Genomic DNA, 15739 nt, shown 5'->3' on the forward strand with positions numbered 1-15739 from the left:
CATTCGAGAGATCGCCCCCACGAAAAGGTGGCGGTTCGGCTCGCCCTCGCTCGCCCGCAAGCCCCGCCTACTGCCGTGTGGGGTTGCTCTGCCCCAGTGCCTGAAGTTTGACAGCCGAGCATGGAGGGTCTATTTATTATGCCTGTAGATACCAATAACAGCCGCCGCCTCAAACCGCCTGAACCGAGGCAGTTTGGGGGCAGTATACTGATTCTGCTCGCAACGCTGCTGATGCTGAACCTGCTGCTTCCAGGGGTGAGCCCCCGGTATCGCGAGGTTCCCTACAGCGAATTTATCAATCAGGTAGAAGCTGGGAAGGTGGCGCGGGCGCTTGTCGGTCCAGAGCTGATTAAGTACGAGCTTAAATCTGACCCGGGTGAAGGCACCGGCAAGCCGTCAGACCAGTCGGCTAGGGTGTATACCACCAGGCCGGTGGCCATTGATTTGGAACTGCCGAAGATTTTGCGCCAGCACGATGTGGAGTTTCGGGCGGCGTCTCCGGACAGTCTTGTCTGGTTGTGGACTTTACTCAGCTGGGTCGCGCCGCCACTGATTTTCTTTGGCATCTGGGGCTGGCTGCTCAGCCGCTCTCAGGGGGGTGGGCCGGCGGCGCTGACGGTGGGCAAGAGCAAGGCTCGCATCTATTCCGAAGGCAGCACCGGCGTCCGCTTTGACGATGTTGCCGGTGTGGATGAGGCGAAGGCTGAACTGCAAGAAATTGTGGATTTTTTGAAAAATGCGGCTAAATACACCCGTTTGGGCGCGAAAATCCCCAAGGGGGTGGTGTTGGTCGGGCCACCGGGCACCGGCAAGACGATGCTGGCAAAAGCAATTGCCGGTGAGGCGGGGGTTCCTTTCTTCAGCATCTCTGGGTCGGAGTTTATTGAGCTATTTGTGGGTGTTGGGGCGTCGCGGGTGCGGGACTTGTTCGTGCAAGCGAAGCAGCAGGCTCCCTGTATTGTGTTTATTGACGAGTTGGACGCTTTGGGCAAATCTAGAGGTGCCGGTCCCCTGCTGGGGGGCAACGATGAGCGGGAGCAAACCCTCAACCAGTTGCTGACGGAGATGGATGGGTTTGACGGCAACACCGGCGTGATTATTATCGCGGCGACGAACCGCCCAGAGGTGCTGGACCCGGCGCTGCTGCGTCCGGGGCGGTTTGACCGGCGGGTGCTGGTGGACCGCCCGGATAAGATTGGGCGGGAGGCAATTTTGAATGTGCACGCTAGAAATGTTAAGCTGGCGGCGGATGTGGATTTGGGGGCGCTGGCGGCTCGCACTCCCGGGTTTGCCGGTGCGGATTTGGCAAATTTGGTGAATGAAGCGGCGCTGATGGCGGCGCGCAAGAATCAAGACGCGGTGAGGATGGCTGATTTTAATGAGGCGATTGAGCGGGTTGTGGCGGGTTTGGAGAAGAAATCCCGCGTGCTCAATGAGGTTGAGAAAAAGACGGTGGCCTATCATGAAGTGGGGCACGCGATTGTGGCGGCGCTGATGCCGGGTGCCGGCAGGGTGGAGAAGATTTCTATCGTGCCTCGGGGTGCCGGGGCGCTGGGTTACACCCTGCAGCTGCCGGAGGAAGACCGGTTTTTGATGGTGGAGGATGAGATTCGGGGCAGGATTGCTACACTGTTGGGTGGCCGGTCGGCTGAGGAGTTGGTGTTCGGCAAGGTGTCTACCGGCGCGAGTGATGATATCCAGAAGGCGACTGATTTGGCTGAGCGTTCTGTTACTCTTTATGGAATGAGTGATGAACTCGGGCCGGTGGCGTTTGAGAAGATTGAGCAGCAGTTTCTGGAGGGATTGACGAATCCCCGCAGGCCGGTGAGTCCCAAGATTGCTGAGGAGATTGACCGGGAGGTTAAGTTGATTATCGATGGGGCGCATCACATGGCGCTGTCTGTGCTGGTTGAGAACCGGCAGCTGTTGGAGGAAACGGCTCAAATGCTGTTGCAGCAGGAGGTTTTGGAAGGGGAGAAATTGCGGGAGTTCCTGAAGCGGGGGTCCGTGCCAGTGGATATGGAGCAATGGTTGCGCACCGGCAAGTTCCCCGAAGGGATAGTGTGGATGCAGACAACTTTGACTTGATGAGCGACTGTTCTGTGAGATGGGATAGATCGAGACGAGATAAATCGCGTCTCTACAAGAAGGCGCGATTTATCAGAGGCGATAAATCGCGTCTCTACAAGAGAGAGAGATACACTGCAATAATAATTTGAGTTAATCAAACGGAAGTAAGATGACCAGCCCTACTGCAACACTGCTTGTTTCTTGCCCCGACCAGCGGGGACTTGTGGCAAAACTTGCTAATTTCATCTATTCCCACAATGGGAATATTATTCATGCTGACCACCACACGGATTTTGCGGCTGGGCTGTTTCTCAGCCGGCTGGAGTGGCAGCTGGAGGGGTTCAATTTTGCCCGCGAGGAGATCGCACCGGCATTTGCGGAGATGGCGGAACCGCTGCAAGCGACTTGGGAGTTGCATTTTTCGGATGCGGTGCCGCACATTGCCATTTGGGTGAGCCGGCAGGACCACTGTCTGCTGGATTTGATTTGGCGTCAGCGAGCTAAGGAGTTCTCGGCTGAGATTCCGCTGATTGTCAGCAATCATAAGAATCTTAAGGATGTGGCGGAGCAATTTGGTGCGAACTTCTACCACATTCCGATGACCAAAGAGAATAAACTAGAGCAGGAGGCGAAACAGTTAGAGCTGCTGCGGCAGTACAAGATTGATTTGCTGGTGCTGGCGAAATACATGCAGATCGTTACGGCTGATTTTATAGCACATTTTCCGCGAATTATCAATATTCACCATTCGTTTTTGCCGGCTTTTCCGGGGGCGAATCCTTACGAGAGGGCGTATGAGCGGGGGGTGAAGATTATTGGGGCGACGGCGCATTATGCGACGCCGGAATTGGATGCCGGTCCGATTATTGAGCAGGATGTGGTGCGGGTGAGTCACCGGGATGAGGTGGGGGATTTGATTCGCAAGGGGAAGGATTTGGAGCGGGTTGTTTTGGCGAGGGCGGTGCGGTTGCACTTGCAGAATCGCGTGTTGGTTTATGGGAATAAGACGGTGGTGTTTGGGTGAGGTTGTCTGGGGGAGTGCCGGTGGGTGAGTGCCGGCGAGATGGCACAGGCGAGACGCCTGTGCTACGGGGTTTGGGGGGAGGGGTGGGGTGCCGGTGGGTGGAGGGGATTTAAAAGATATCTGCCATGTAGTTGGAGACACCTTGGCTCCCCTCACCGTATTGGGTGATGAACTCATCTTTTATCCTGCCCACACATGCCTCTATGGCGTCAGTAATAGAATGCTGTTGCAAAACTTTGGCGGCTGAGTTGCGCAGGATTTCAAACAGCTGAGAGCTATAGTCCGGATCTTCGCTTAAAAAGTCCCAGAGTTCCCGTCCTATCAACGTTCTCATCTCCCAGTCAGGTAACAGTTGCTTCAGCAGGCCAATTGTTACAGTTACGTTAGTTCTTTTTCCATAAGTGATTCCTATATAAGCCCTGTCTCCAGCGCTGATTTTCTCTTCAATCTTCTCAGCCCAGTACACTATCTGGTCTTTATCCATGTTGTTTGGGCCACTTTTAATTTGAAGCCAGCATCGCTCACCCGTAGGAGCCGTCTTAATTAAGTCCCATCCTGAATTTTTCGGGCCATTTTCGACTGTTTCTGAACTAGAAAGGAGGATATCTTGGATAAAAAATCCCATTGATGTGACGATAGACCTGGTGGTTGCCATATAAACGTTAAGTCGGACCACCTCTTCTGGGGTGTCCAGGTTTAGCGCTCTGATTAAGAATGGGTTGGGATTAATCTTTTCCAGGGTTAAGATTCTCAGCATTGCCAGCTGCCTCCTCGTGAAATCCCGACTGATACAGGCTAAGAAGTTCTCAGCGACTGTGAGGTCTGGCGAAATATTACCGGAAGCTTTAAAAGCTAAGATGCGCGAAATTTCATCATCAGTCAGTTTGAGTATCCTTTTTCCAGCGATACTCCTGATGTTCGTGAGGTTTTCCACTTCAAGATTAAAGAATTCTTCTATATCGGCAAATTGGTAAGCAAGAGACCGAGCTTTGCTCCTGGTAAGGCCAACCTCTTTTTCCAAAACGAAGGCCAACATATCATGAAGTTGTTCTGACACCGCCTAGACTCCCATTCAAGTTTGAAGCCAATACAAGGTACTGGCTCATGTAGCTCCACTTTACAGCATGTCATAACTTGAAGAGTGAGAGTTGCTCAAACATCTCTCGCCCTCTCGCCCTCTCGCCCCTCACCCACCGGCACACATATTCCCCAATCTCATGAGCCAAAAGCACCGGCACCGCATTCCCAATCTGCCGGTACTTGGAAGCTGTCCCCCCATAAAACACCCAATCATCCGGAAACGTCTGCACCCTCGCGCACTCCCTCACACTCAGCGGGCGCAACTCTTCCGGGTGGCACATATCTGTGGCTTTCTGGTGCGGGCTTGTCGTGACAGTAGGTGCCGGCTTGTCCCACGACAGCCGCCGGTAAAAGCCAACCTTGCCGCCTCCAGATTTATAAGCGCCTCCCATCGCTTCTGCTTTCATATTTTCCGGCAGATGCCTCCAGTTTTGACCGGCTTTCAACAAGCGCAGGTATTTCAACCGGCTCTCTGAATAAGGGACGCACTGTGGCTGGGGGTCATTTAACCCTGCGATAGCATCTCTGAATGTGCGCCATTTCGGCAGCCCACCGGCACCCGTTTCGCTGTGAGTCGGGAGCGGGAGACTAACGGATTCACCCTCTCTCGAACCGATAAATATCACTCGCTCCCTCGTTTGCGGCACCCCGTAATCAGCGGCATTCAGCAAACCGTAAACCACCTCATACCCGATGCGCTTCATCTCTGCCAAAACGGCACGCAGCGCCGCACCGGCAATCTCATCCGCTGCTAGCGGATATCCCCCCACGCGCTCGCGGTGGGGGCGGTGCCGGACCGGCGCGGAAAGCAGCCCCCTGACATTTTCCATTATAAAGAATCGCGGCTGAATTTCTTCAACCATGCGGATAAAATCCACAAACAAACTGCCGCGCGGGTCCATAACTGAGCCCCGCTTGCCGGCTGTGCTGAAAGGCTGGCAGGGGGGTCCGCCTGTCACCAAATCTACCTCACCGGCACGCAGGGATCTCCCGATATCTAGAACACGCCCCCCTTCCTCAAGTACAGTCTGGGCGCTGACACAGCGGATGTCTCTCGGCACAGCACTTTCTGCAAGATAGGGGCGGTTGAGAGCGATGGTTTTTGCAGCGTCAGCATCCAGTTCCACCACGCTGACTGTGTGGAAACCGGCTCGCTCCATGCCGAGGTCTAAACCGCCGGCTCCCGAAAATAGACTGACAGATATGAGCTTGTCGTTAATCACAGCTGTTCTAGGAATTTTGGATTTTTGATTTTTGATTTTGGATTGATAAAGGCGGCAGTATAAGCTTTTTAAGCGCCTGGAGAAAACTCTTATAGCACTAGCCACTTAGATTAGGACGTAGGACAGGCGTCTCGCCTGTCCCAGAGACTTTGAGGCTCGGCGGACGCCGTACCAACGCCTATACTTCGTATCCGAGTGTCCTAAACTGACTGTCTATTGCTAAATCTATCCCAACTTGCTATTATATTATATAGCGGTTCTCAGATAGATGAACTCTGGCCCAGAAACCCGGTTTCTTTAAGAAACCGGGTTTCTCAGTACCTCACTAATACTGCAATTATCTAGCGCTGGGTATTCGTGGGATGAACCCCACTTGGGGTTCATCCAACCGGCTGTGCAACGCCGGTGAATTTAATTCCCCTCATCCACACCCGCCGGCGGAAGCTGCACCGGCTCAACCGGCTCGTTTTGCTGGAAATACGCCTCCAGCACTCGCAGCACCATCGGCGCTGCAAAAGAACCGCCGCCTCCGCCAGAATTCTCCCCAAAAGCCACCACCACAATCTCCGGTTTGTCAGCCGGCGCATACGCCCCAAACCAAGTGTGAGACTCGCGAGGCGGATCTTCCGCCGTGCCCGATTTTCCTGACGCCGGCGGGATGCTCGAAGAATTCAGCGCCTTGCCGGTGCCTCCCGCCACCACACCCCGCAATCCGTCTCGCAGGATATCCACCGTTACCGGTTTCAAATTCAGCGATTGCCGCCACTGCTGCACCGGCTTATTGTCTTTGAGCAGGTGAGGCTGCACCCGGTAGCCGCCATTCGCCGGCACAGCAAACATCACCGCAACTTGCAGCGGAGTTGCCAGCAAATACCCCTGACCGATTGACATATTTATGGTATCGCCTTGATACCAGCCTTCTTTCAATTCCTTCTGCTTCCAAGCGTCATCGGCGACTAATCCCGGGGATTCTTCTTCCGACAGTTCAATGCCGGTTTTTGCGCCAAATCCATATTTTCGCGTCCAATCGATCAGAGTTTTCCCGCCAATCCCGTCGCCGATTTGATAGAAAAAGGTGTCGCTACTCCAAGTGAGCGCCCCCACAAATCCCAGGGAGCCAAAACCGGCGCGGTTCCACTCCCCAAACTCAATCCCGCCGAAGGTGAGGGAAGGGTAAGTTCCCAAAACCGTGTCCGGAGAAAACACCCCGGATTCCAAACCGGCAGTGGTGGTGACAATCTTAAACGTACTCGCCGGCGGAAAGCCTTGGATAGCGCGGTTGACAAAAGGGTGATCCTCACTTTGCAGTTCTTGCCAAGTTTCCTCAGAAATCCGCGTCGAGAAGATATTCGGGTCGAAACCGGGGCGGCTCACCATTGCTAGGACTTCGCCGGTGTTCGGGTTCATCGCCACAATCGCACCTTTATTGTAGCCGAGGGCGGCTTCTGCTGCGTTTTGCAAGTCTAAATCCAGAGTTAAGTGTATGTCCCGACCCCCCTTAGCCTGCTTTTCACCCAGCACTCGCAGGATCTGACCGCTGCTGTCAACTTCAACTCGCTGCCCTCCCCATTCACCGTGCAATTCCTTATCGAAGGCTTGCTCAACCCCCATCTTGCCGATGATATCGCCCATGCGGTATCCTTGCTGTTTGAGCCGCTCTAAATCTTCAAAATCCGCTTCGCCGGTGTAGCCGAGCACGTGCGCTGCCACACCGCCGTTGGGGTACACCCGCACCCCTTCCACATTCACTTTCACCCCCTTGAGATCGTGGCTGTTTTCTTGCAGGGCTGTGACTAGGGAAAGGCTGATATTGCGGGCAACCCGCACCGGCTGCGCCGAGCGATAGCCTATTTCCAGGCGCTTGTACAGTTCTGATTCCGGGATCTCCAGGATTTGCGAGAGGCGCTTCAGGGTAGCTGGCCACTCTGTCTTTTTCTGCGCCCAGGGGGAGAGAAATATAGAGTGGGACAGGCGGCTGGTGGCCAAAATTCTGCCCTTGCGGTCAAAAATATTGCCCCGTGCCGGTTGGTAGGGGATGACGCGAACCCGGTTTTCGTCTGCCAGGTGCCGGTTGCGCGTTCCCTCAAACAGCTGCAGGTAGGCAAGTCGAGCGCCCAGCGCACACAGCATCAGGAGGGTGATCCCCCCCACAATCAGCGACTGGGAAGGTTTTCCCACTGTGCGGCTGGAGAATTGACGACCTGTTGAGGGAGAGTGAATCACAGTCATAGAACGGTGGATCAGCAATGACAAATGTTGCTCTCAACAGGATATACCCGATAGAGCTCAGCGGAAACACACTCTGGCAGTTTTTTTCAGTTCTGGGGCTTGGCCCAGAAAAATTTAGGCAATGGGCTGCATTTTGCGGTAAGATGCAGAATTTATCTCACCTGCTTTTGGCGGAAAGTGGGGATTTGTGGCTGCCGGCTAAAGTGGGGACAGTTTGTAAAATCCTCTCTCAGGAAGAATGAAGAAAAGTTTTCCCTTGGTCCTTCGCTCCCTCTCTCCATATTGCCCCTCTCCCCTGCGCCCCTGAAGTCTCTCGCCCCTCACCCCAAAAAACCCTCTATTCAAAGGCTCGCCTCAGGGGGAGCCCAGCCGCACTTGAGGGAGTCGGCCCAGTTTGCAGCCATTGGGCACCGGCAATTCAATTGGTGCGCCGGCAGCAGGGTTGATTTTAGCGTGCCGGCTCTCGGATTCGATCTCCCGCGCCGGCACCCTGACAGGATTTGCCCGCAGCGCCGGTGGCGAGAACTGGCGAGAAACCCGGTTTCTTTGAGAAACCGGGTTTCTACCTTCGCAGTAGGAGAAACGCTATAGCTTAGGGTTGCAACTCTTGCAACTGTTGCATGTGTTGCGGGCACAGAGTAACCACAGCTGCTGCTATCACTTTTCCCGAAAACAAGGCTCTGGCTTCTAATTGCTCTTGCGGCACTCCTTGAGATGAGATGGACTGGGCGACTTGAGTGGCATAATCTCTAATGGAAACGCCAGAATCAAGAGACTTGCAGGTATCGCTCGCGAGTTTCGTGGCTTGAGCGTTACCTACTTGACTGTAGACTTCCGCTTCTGCCGGCGTCAGCAGTGCCGGTAAGAGTTCTTCAAATTGCTGGGCTTTCGCCGGGATAGCGGTCAGCAGTATTATTGCGGCAGTCAGGCTGATAAGCGATTGTTTGAACACAGGATTTACCCTCATATATATATAGATTCTAACTTCTCCGTTTTCTAGGGGGGATTGGGCGTTATAGCGTGGCCAGAAAGCCGGTTTCTTTAAGAAACCGGGTTTCTCCGCTTTCAGCCCTAGCACTGCCGGTTGGCTGTTTGTAAGTTCAGCGTAGCCCAAAGGTTTGTAAGTTCAGCGTAGCCCAAAGGTTTGTAAGTTCAGCGTAGCCCAAAGGTTTGTAAGTTCAGCGTAGCCCAAAGGTTTGTAAGTTCAGCGTAGCCCAAAGGTTTGTAAGTTCAGCGTAGCCCAAAGGTTTGTAAGTTCAGCGTAGCCCAAAGGTTTGTAAGTTCAGCGTAGCCCAAAAGTTTGTAAGTTCAGCGTAGCCCAAAAGTTTGTAAGTTCAGCGTAGCCCAAAAGTTTGTAAGTTCAGCGTAGCCCAAAGGTTTGTAGTTGGGCTAAAGCCCTCCCACTCCCGCACCGGCAGCCCAATTCTGGGCCTTCAGGTCCTGGAATGCAGCACCCCTGTACTAGAGGGGATCTCCACTGTTTTTGTTTCAGGTGCCGGTGAGGATATTGCCGGTTGACCCCAGGGCAAGGGCTTCGAGATGCCGGTGGTTGGGCCCACCTGCCGGTGGTTGCGCTTAAGCGCAGCGAGAGCGCTTTGCTGCTTTTGCAAGCCCTTTGGCGGAATTTGCAACAGAGTTCGATACAATATCCACAGGTAAGAAAGCTGCCGGTGGTATAGCCGGCCTACCCGGACTAGCGCTTCCCAATTTTCTAAGCAATCTGGCAAAATTAGCGACAGAATGTGATATAATATCGACAGGGAACAAAGCTGCCGGTTGCGGATGCAGTATCATCAAGCTTGACCGGGGGAGAATGAATGAGTGTTGGCGAAAAGGAGCGCAGGCTGTGACCGATAATAAAACAACAAACGTGGAAATCCCTGACGAAGACATCTTCGCCGACGGCACCGGCATCGAGGAGGAAATCGAGGCAGAGGACACTGATAAAGAAGAAAGCATCACCGAACCGTTCAATCCCGCCCTAATTCGGATCGACACTAGGCCGATGACAATCGATTTGCTACTCACAAGAATTAGAGAGGGTGAACTGGACTTAACGCCTACTTTTCAGCGAAAAAGTGGCCTTTGGAAGCCGAAAGAACAAAGCCGACTGATAGAATCTCTTCTGATTCGCATCCCGCTTCCAGCCTTCTACATGGATGCAACCAATGACGAGAGATGGCTGGTTGTGGATGGGCAGCAACGCCTTACAACAATGAAGCGATTTGTGCTAGATAAGGATCTCAAGCTATGCGATATGGAGTTTCTCAAGGATCTTGAGGACAAAACTTACAATGAACTCCCACGTAATTTCCAGCGCCGAATCCAGGAAACCGTCGTCACCGTATATCTCATTGTGAAAGGGACACCACATCAAGTAAAATTTAATATATTCAAGCGCATCAATACTGGGGGTTTGCCCCTCTCACCGCAAGAGATACGCCACGCACTCTATCAGGGAAAGGCAACTGAACTTGTTGCGAGACTCGCTGACTCTGACGAGTTCAAGAAAGCAACAGGTAACAGCCTGCGTCGAGATTACCGAATGGAAGATCGTGAGTTTGGGCTTCGTTTTTTGTCCTTTGCAATTACTCCCTACACAGAATACAAAATCCAGGATTTTGATGAGTTTTTTAATGAGACAATGGCCGCTCTAAATAAAATGTCTGACCGGCAATTGCAGGAACTTGACCGGGGATTCAGGCGGGCGATGATAGCAGCAGTTGAAATTTTTGGGAAATATGCTTTTCGCAAGCGCTATCAAGAGAATACAAGAATGTATCCGATTAATAAAGCATTATTCGAGGTTTGGTCGGTTTCTCTCAATCAACTGAGTGACGGACAGCTTCAGCTACTAAAAGAGAGAAAGGGCGAGGTGAATCAGAAATTCATGCAACTCATGAATAATAGCGATTTCAATAAAGCGGTTTCGGAGAGTACCGGACAGATTAAAAATGTCCAGCGGCGATTTAGTGCCATCGAGCAACTCATCAAGCAGGTATTATCATGATTCAATCACTGCGCTTGCAAAACTTCAAACCTTTTGAAGATCAGTCCCTTCAGTTCAGACCGCTCACTGTGCTTTCTGGGCTGAACAGCACCGGCAAATCCTCAGTGCTTCAAGCACTGCTGCTGTTGCGTCAATCTTACCAGCAGGGTTTATTGAAAAACACCGGCTTGGCGCTCAATGGTGACTTAGTTTGTATCGGTACGGCTCAAGATGCTCTTTTCGAGGGGGCAAAAGAGGACTCAATCGGTTTTGATATTGTCTGGGAAAATGGCAATAACGGAAGCTGGCGTTTCAACTACAAGCGAGAGACGGACGTGCTAGCGCTTGCCTCACCCCCAGCTGCTCGTGAAGTCTATAAATCTAGTCTTTTCACAGATAACTTCCACTACTTGCAGGCAGAACGTATTGGCCCGCGCACATATTTAGAAATATCGGATTTCCAAGTGCGACAGCACCGGCAACTCGGCACCCGAGGCGAATACACGGCACACTTCCTGGCAATTTATAGGGATGAACATATTCCCAGCAGCACCCTGAGCCATCCGCAGGCAACCTCACTGAATCTGAGAGAGCAAGTCGAGGCATGGATGGGAGAAGTCAGCCCGGGAACACGCCTCACAATCAACTCCAATCCGGATTTGGATCTGGTGAGTTTGCAATACTCCTACGGACTAAGTAACAATTACCGCGCCACCAATGTTGGGTTTGGAATTAGCTACACCTTACCCATTGTGGTGGCGGTGCTTGCATCCCCGCCAGGCACATTGGTCTTAATAGAAAACCCAGAAGCCCATCTCCATCCCAAAGGACAATCTCAAATGGGTCAGTTATTGGCACTGGCAGCGATCTGCGGCGTTCAGGTTGTGATAGAAACGCATAGCGACCATGTTTTAAATGGGATTCGCCTTGCGGTTCATGGCGGCAAACTTGACCCCAAAGATGTGCAGCTGCACTTCTTCCAGCGCCAGGAAAAACAAGGACAAGCTGTGAGTGAGGTCGTGTCGCCCCGAATTGATCGAAACGGACGAATTGACCGATGGCCAGATGGCTTTTTCGATGAGTGGGACAAGAGTTTAGAGGCTTTATTAGAACCGGCGGGAGAATAAGAGATGGATCTGGAGATGGTATTGAATGAACTCTCCCTGCAAACTCCCGCTGCTGATATCCCAACAGCGCGACAGCGGATGTCAGACTTAATTAGCACTGTACGCCAAGCAACTAAAAGAGGTGTAAAAAAGATACTTCGCACTCACAGAGATGTTAACACCATCGAACTCGCTCCCGGATATCCGGTGGCTCGCTGGCGCAATGATGAGGAGGTAAATCGAGAGGAGCGCAGTTTCTTCAGAACTCTAACAGCAAAAGCTCCCTTTTGGACTGAAGTTGCTGAAGAAATTAAAACCGACTTTGATTTGTCGCAAGTTTGGCACCAAAAAGAGCAAGCAATAGGATTTTGTTTTGCTTTGGTGAGTGAGGCACTCGCGGTTAGCTTGAACTCGGAAGCGCGATGGGATTGCAGCCGGTTAGAGTTGGAAGTCACACGACTTGACGGCAGTGAAGAATTAATCGATAAGCGAGTCGAAATTGTTCACGCAAGTCGCAGCAACCATGTGGGAGAACACGCTGATTGGATTAAGGAACGTATCCGAATAGCAGTGGGCGACGGAGTGGAACTCTGGAATCGTAAAGAAGAGTTATTTCCCAAGCTAATATTCTGCGATTCTATTGGCGAGCAATTGCAAAGCCTAAAGACCGGCAACCCCATGCTGCGACAGGTTGTGAAACGGCTGTCTGAGCTTGAGGAGTGCTGTAACAGTTGGACAGTCGGAGCGTTCGATCTAGACAGTCTTCCCAGTAAAGCATCTCCGGAGAGTGAGACAAGACTGAAGCAGTTGAAACAGAAACTAACCTTTAAGTGTCCTGATGGCAAGCAACGCCTCTTCAGTTTGCACGTCCGCATGACACCGGCAGCTTGGCGGCTTCATTTTTCTGCCGAATTAGGCTCCAGAAAAATAATCATCGGTTACATTGGCCCTAAACTGCAATAATCGCAACCTTATCTTACCGCAGGACAGGCGTCCCCCCTGTTAGGGGCACAGGCGAGACGCCTGTGCCTGCGCCATCTTTTGGCCTCCCGCTCTAGCGCTCCGGAAACAGCTGGCCGTACCGCTCAGTCGGCTGATTCACCTCACGCAAGCGAGACGTGACAAACCTGTCCATCCAACCCTCCAAATACGCCCGATTCGCCTGCCGTTCTTTCGCATCAGCTGTATCCAGCGGATACGGCGCTAACCCCTGAATCGCCGCCGTCGTCACGCAAAACATCGACTTCTGAAAAGTCTGGCAAATCTGCACCCGCAAGTCATCCTCACCCCGACAACTCTTGCGATAAACCTCATGCAAATACTCCGGGATAAAATGCCGCATATCCTGCATCAGCTGCGTCGGCGGAATACCGGCACCCCCAATCGGAAGCGGATCGGCATACAAAGCCCCATAAGCAAAATCCTCCTGACCCACAGGAATTTGCTGCGCTTGCGCATTGAAAGAAACCGTCCCCGGAAAAGGCGTCCCCCGGAAGAAAACCGCCTCCACATAAGGCACCGCCGTATCCGCAAGGAACGTCAAACCGGCTTCTTTCGGAAGGATATCATACACCTCGCCCCCGATCTGCACACTGTAGGTAATCGGGTTATTTGCCGCCGCCACCAAACCCGCCTTAATATGCTCCACCACCTGCGGAATCGATTTGATTTCCCCGCTGTCATAGCGGTCAGATAGCGTCAGGAAAATATCTCGCATTACCTCCCAGAACTGACCCAGACCGCTGTAATACGCCAGCATGCGGATTTGTTCCGGCAAAAACTCCGGAAACAGCCGGTGCAGTCCTCCCATCAGCACATTGCCCTTCAATTTAGCCCGGATAGCCTTTTCAGCCAGCTGGTAGAATTGTGGGGAATCCAAAAACTCATCCAGCCCCCCGCCGCCGTGCCAGAGCATGGATCTCATGCAATACTCAGCATACTCAAAATTAATCCGGTCATGCCACCAGTGGCGCAGCAGCTTCTCCAGAGTAATCTCCCCGTTAAAATATTTGAAGAACGGGAACAAAACTAAAAACTGATGGTCAGCAATATAGGTGAGGTTGCGGGAGTAGGCATCCAAAACGATGCCATAGCTTTTTAAAATACCGACAACTTCCAATAGGTTTTCCGGCGAATCCGGCAGCAGCGCAACACCTGCTTCCAGGCGCTCAATATACTTGGCCAGAGGATGAGTAGAAGGTTTTAAAGTTGCAATTGTCATAGCCAATTCCCCTCAATTTTTTCGATGTTTCTCATTGCGGGGCGGAGCCCCGGAACACATGTATAAGAGGCAAGAGCCTGCTCTCTTTCAGCACATGTGTGATATAAGCTGTTAAGCTTTTAATCTGCCTGTCACTTCAGAAGGAGGCAGAGCCTCCAGAACCCGTTCCCAGGCTCTGCCTGGGAACGAGGTATCCTTTCCTGTCTCATAGGTATGAGACACTTTTTTAGGAGATAAAAATCACTTGGCGGCGCTTTCTGGGAAGACCTGCGCGACAGCCGGCGGCGCATCCAGCATGGCTGTCGCGGTGCTCTCGCTCCAGCGCACCATCCAGCTCGGCTGAACTCCCAGCACAACGATAACCACTGCCAGAATCATCGCCGGCATGCGATCGCGCCAGCGCACCTGCGGCAAATTCACCACTCGTTCCGACAGCCGGCCAAAAAAAGCGCGGTTAACCAGCAGCAAGAAGTAAACAGCCGTCAAGCCGGTTCCCACCATGCACAGCAGCGTTTGCGCCGGAAAAACTGGGAAACTGCCGCGAAACACCAGAAATTCAGCAATAAACCCCGCCATGCCCGGAATGCCGGCACTCGCCATCACCCCCAAAATCATCAGGCTGCCAACCACAGGCAACCCGCGTTCCGGGTTGAGCAGCCCCGTGAGGACTTGTAAATCGCGACTTCCCGCCTTCTTGTAAACCACACCCACCAGCAAGAACAGCATCGCCGAAATCAAACCGTGGCTGATCATCTGGAAGACAGCCCCCACCAGGCTCACCGGCGTCGCCGCCGCGCCCGCCAGCAGGATGTAACCCATGTGGCCCACGGACGAGAAGGCGACCATTTTTTTCATATCTGTTTGGGCAATCGCCGCCAGTGCGCCGTAGAGCACGCTCACTACTGCCCAGCCCGCTAGCCACGGGGCCAAAGTCGCCCAGGCATCGGGAAACAAGCCCAAGCCAAACTTGAACAGCCCATAAGTCCCCAGTTTCAGGAGCACGCCAGCCAGCAGCACAGAAATCGGCGTCGAAGCCTCAACGTGAGCGTCAGGGAGCCAGGTGTGGAAAGGAACCAGGGGAATTTTGATCCCAAACGCCACCAGGATTCCCCCCAGCAGCAGCAGTTGCGTCTCCAGAGGCAAAGCTTGGGCCAGCTGCGGCTGGTAAGCAAAGCTATTTGCGCCGGTGTTCCAAACCAGCCCCAAAAATGACGCCAGCACCAGAATCCCAGACACGGCGGTGTAAAGGAGAAACTTGGTTGCCGCGTAGCCGCGCCGCTGCCCCCCCCAAATCGCTATTAAGAAATATAGAGGAATGATTTCCAGTTCGTAAAACAGGAAGAACAGCAGCAAGTCCTGAGCCAGGAAGGCACCGGCAACACCGGCACTCAGCAGGAAAAGCAAACTGTAGTAAAACCGTGGCCGCAGGACGGACTCATCCGTGCTGTAAATAGCAATCCAGGTCAGCAGGCCATTTAAAATCACCAGCGGCAAAGACAAGCCGTCCACTCCCAGCTGGTAGGTCAAACCCAAAGCTTCAATCCAGGATACTGACTCAGAAAACTGCACTCCCGCCGCAGCAGGGTCAAACTGACTGGCCAGGATGACTGACCAGATGAAAATGCCGCCGGCAATCGCCAAGGCGACTTGACGGGTGCGAGCCGGTGTCACCGTTCCTGGCCAAAACCCGATGAGAGCAGCACCCAGTACAGGCACCCAAATCAAGGCACTAAGCATCAATAGTTATGTCTCCTTTTGCCAATCGCTAATTTGAAATTTGTAATCTATAACCTGACG

13 protein-coding genes are annotated in these 15739 nt (G+C 52.9%); 6 read left to right on the top strand and 7 right to left on the bottom strand.

Annotated features, from left to right (window positions below; genetic code table 11):
* Nucleotides 1-138: 138 nt before the first annotated feature.
* Together ftsH and purU are read left to right on the top strand one after the other, a co-directional pair.
* The gene (gene ftsH / locus OSC10802_RS0104500) at nt 139-2088 is read left to right on the top strand and encodes an ATP-dependent zinc metalloprotease FtsH (protein ID WP_026098162.1); all 1950 of its coding nucleotides are present in this window, start codon (nt 139-141) and stop codon (nt 2086-2088) included.
* Between the two features lie 151 nt (nt 2089-2239).
* A complete protein-coding gene (gene purU / locus OSC10802_RS0104505) occupies nt 2240-3094 on the top strand; it encodes a formyltetrahydrofolate deformylase (RefSeq protein WP_017715593.1) in 855 nt (284 codons plus the stop codon).
* 109 nt (nt 3095-3203) lie between these two features.
* Here the strand turns inward: purU and OSC10802_RS0104510 are convergent, their stop codons facing one another.
* From OSC10802_RS0104510 to mrdA, 3 genes are all read right to left on the bottom strand, one after another.
* The gene (locus tag OSC10802_RS0104510) at nt 3204-4151 is read right to left on the bottom strand and encodes a PmeII family type II restriction endonuclease (protein WP_232731623.1); all 948 of its coding nucleotides are present in this window, start codon (nt 4149-4151) and stop codon (nt 3204-3206) included.
* Nucleotides 4152-4221: 70 nt separating this feature from the next.
* The gene (locus tag OSC10802_RS0104515; RefSeq protein WP_017715595.1) at nt 4222-5397 is read right to left on the bottom strand and encodes a DNA cytosine methyltransferase; all 1176 of its coding nucleotides are present in this window, start codon (nt 5395-5397) and stop codon (nt 4222-4224) included.
* Nucleotides 5398-5808: 411 nt separating this feature from the next.
* Nucleotides 5809-7575 carry a penicillin-binding protein 2 gene (gene mrdA / locus OSC10802_RS38695; RefSeq protein WP_017715596.1) on the bottom strand — a complete coding sequence of 589 codons (1767 nt, stop codon included), beginning with the start codon at nt 7573-7575 and terminating at the stop codon, nt 5809-5811.
* Between the two features lie 445 nt (nt 7576-8020).
* Between mrdA and OSC10802_RS48835 the strand changes: the two genes are divergently transcribed.
* Nucleotides 8021-8176: a hypothetical protein gene (locus OSC10802_RS48835; protein ID WP_155967377.1), complete on the top strand. Its 156-nt coding sequence runs from the start codon at nt 8021-8023 to the stop codon at nt 8174-8176.
* 42 nt (nt 8177-8218) lie between these two features.
* Here the strand turns inward: OSC10802_RS48835 and OSC10802_RS0104535 are convergent, their stop codons facing one another.
* Complete coding sequence (locus tag OSC10802_RS0104535) at nt 8219-8578, bottom strand: DUF732 domain-containing protein (RefSeq protein ID WP_198525059.1); 360 nt, start codon at nt 8576-8578, stop codon at nt 8219-8221.
* A 481-nt stretch (nt 8579-9059) separates the two neighbouring features.
* Nucleotides 9060-9353, bottom strand: coding sequence for a hypothetical protein (locus tag OSC10802_RS52575; RefSeq protein ID WP_198525315.1), 294 nt, complete (start codon nt 9351-9353; stop codon nt 9060-9062).
* 119 nt (nt 9354-9472) lie between these two features.
* On the opposite strand from OSC10802_RS52575, the gene OSC10802_RS0104540 reads away from it, so the two are divergent.
* From OSC10802_RS0104540 to OSC10802_RS0104550, 3 genes are read left to right on the top strand one after another with little or no spacing between them, the layout of a single operon-like run.
* On the top strand, nt 9473-10636 hold the full coding sequence (locus tag OSC10802_RS0104540; protein WP_071593379.1) for a DUF262 domain-containing protein: 1164 nt from the start codon (nt 9473-9475) through the stop codon (nt 10634-10636).
* Complete coding sequence (locus OSC10802_RS0104545; protein WP_017715601.1) at nt 10633-11742, top strand: AAA family ATPase; 1110 nt, start codon at nt 10633-10635, stop codon at nt 11740-11742. Before OSC10802_RS0104540 ends, OSC10802_RS0104545 begins: the two co-directional genes overlap by 4 nt.
* A gap of 3 nt (nt 11743-11745) precedes the next feature.
* The gene (locus OSC10802_RS0104550) at nt 11746-12684 is read left to right on the top strand and encodes a hypothetical protein (RefSeq protein ID WP_017715602.1); all 939 of its coding nucleotides are present in this window, start codon (nt 11746-11748) and stop codon (nt 12682-12684) included.
* A gap of 91 nt (nt 12685-12775) precedes the next feature.
* Here OSC10802_RS0104550 and OSC10802_RS0104555 read toward each other — a convergent pair whose 3' ends face one another.
* Together OSC10802_RS0104555 and OSC10802_RS0104560 are read right to left on the bottom strand one after the other, a co-directional pair.
* Entirely contained in the window at nt 12776-13942 is a 1167-nt protein-coding gene (locus OSC10802_RS0104555; protein WP_017715603.1) for a CO2 hydration protein CupB, read from the bottom strand.
* A gap of 240 nt (nt 13943-14182) precedes the next feature.
* Nucleotides 14183-15679, bottom strand: a complete 1497-nt coding sequence (locus tag OSC10802_RS0104560; RefSeq protein WP_017715604.1) for an NADH-quinone oxidoreductase subunit M — start codon at nt 15677-15679, stop codon at nt 14183-14185.
* Between the last annotated feature and the right edge of the window lie 60 nt (nt 15680-15739).

Origin of the sequence: Kamptonema formosum PCC 10802 (assembly GCF_000332335.1) — a bacterium.
Lineage (GTDB): Bacteria > Cyanobacteriota > Cyanobacteriia > Cyanobacteriales > Oscillatoriaceae > Oscillatoria.

What these genes read in the sequence shown, in the direction of transcription:
- ftsH (WP_026098162.1), top strand. Translation starts at nt 139, where the DNA reads ATGCCTGTAGATACCAATAACAGCCGCCGCCTCAAACCGCCTGAACCG.
- purU (WP_017715593.1), top strand. Translation starts at nt 2,240, where the DNA reads ATGACCAGCCCTACTGCAACACTGCTTGTTTCTTGCCCCGACCAGCGG.
- OSC10802_RS0104545 (WP_017715601.1), top strand. Translation starts at nt 10,633, where the DNA reads ATGATTCAATCACTGCGCTTGCAAAACTTCAAACCTTTTGAAGATCAG.
- OSC10802_RS0104550 (WP_017715602.1), top strand. Translation starts at nt 11,746, where the DNA reads ATGGATCTGGAGATGGTATTGAATGAACTCTCCCTGCAAACTCCCGCT.
- OSC10802_RS0104555 (WP_017715603.1), bottom strand. Translation starts at nt 13,942, where the DNA reads ATGACAATTGCAACTTTAAAACCTTCTACTCATCCTCTGGCCAAGTAT.
- OSC10802_RS0104560 (WP_017715604.1), bottom strand. Translation starts at nt 15,679, where the DNA reads ATGCTTAGTGCCTTGATTTGGGTGCCTGTACTGGGTGCTGCTCTCATC.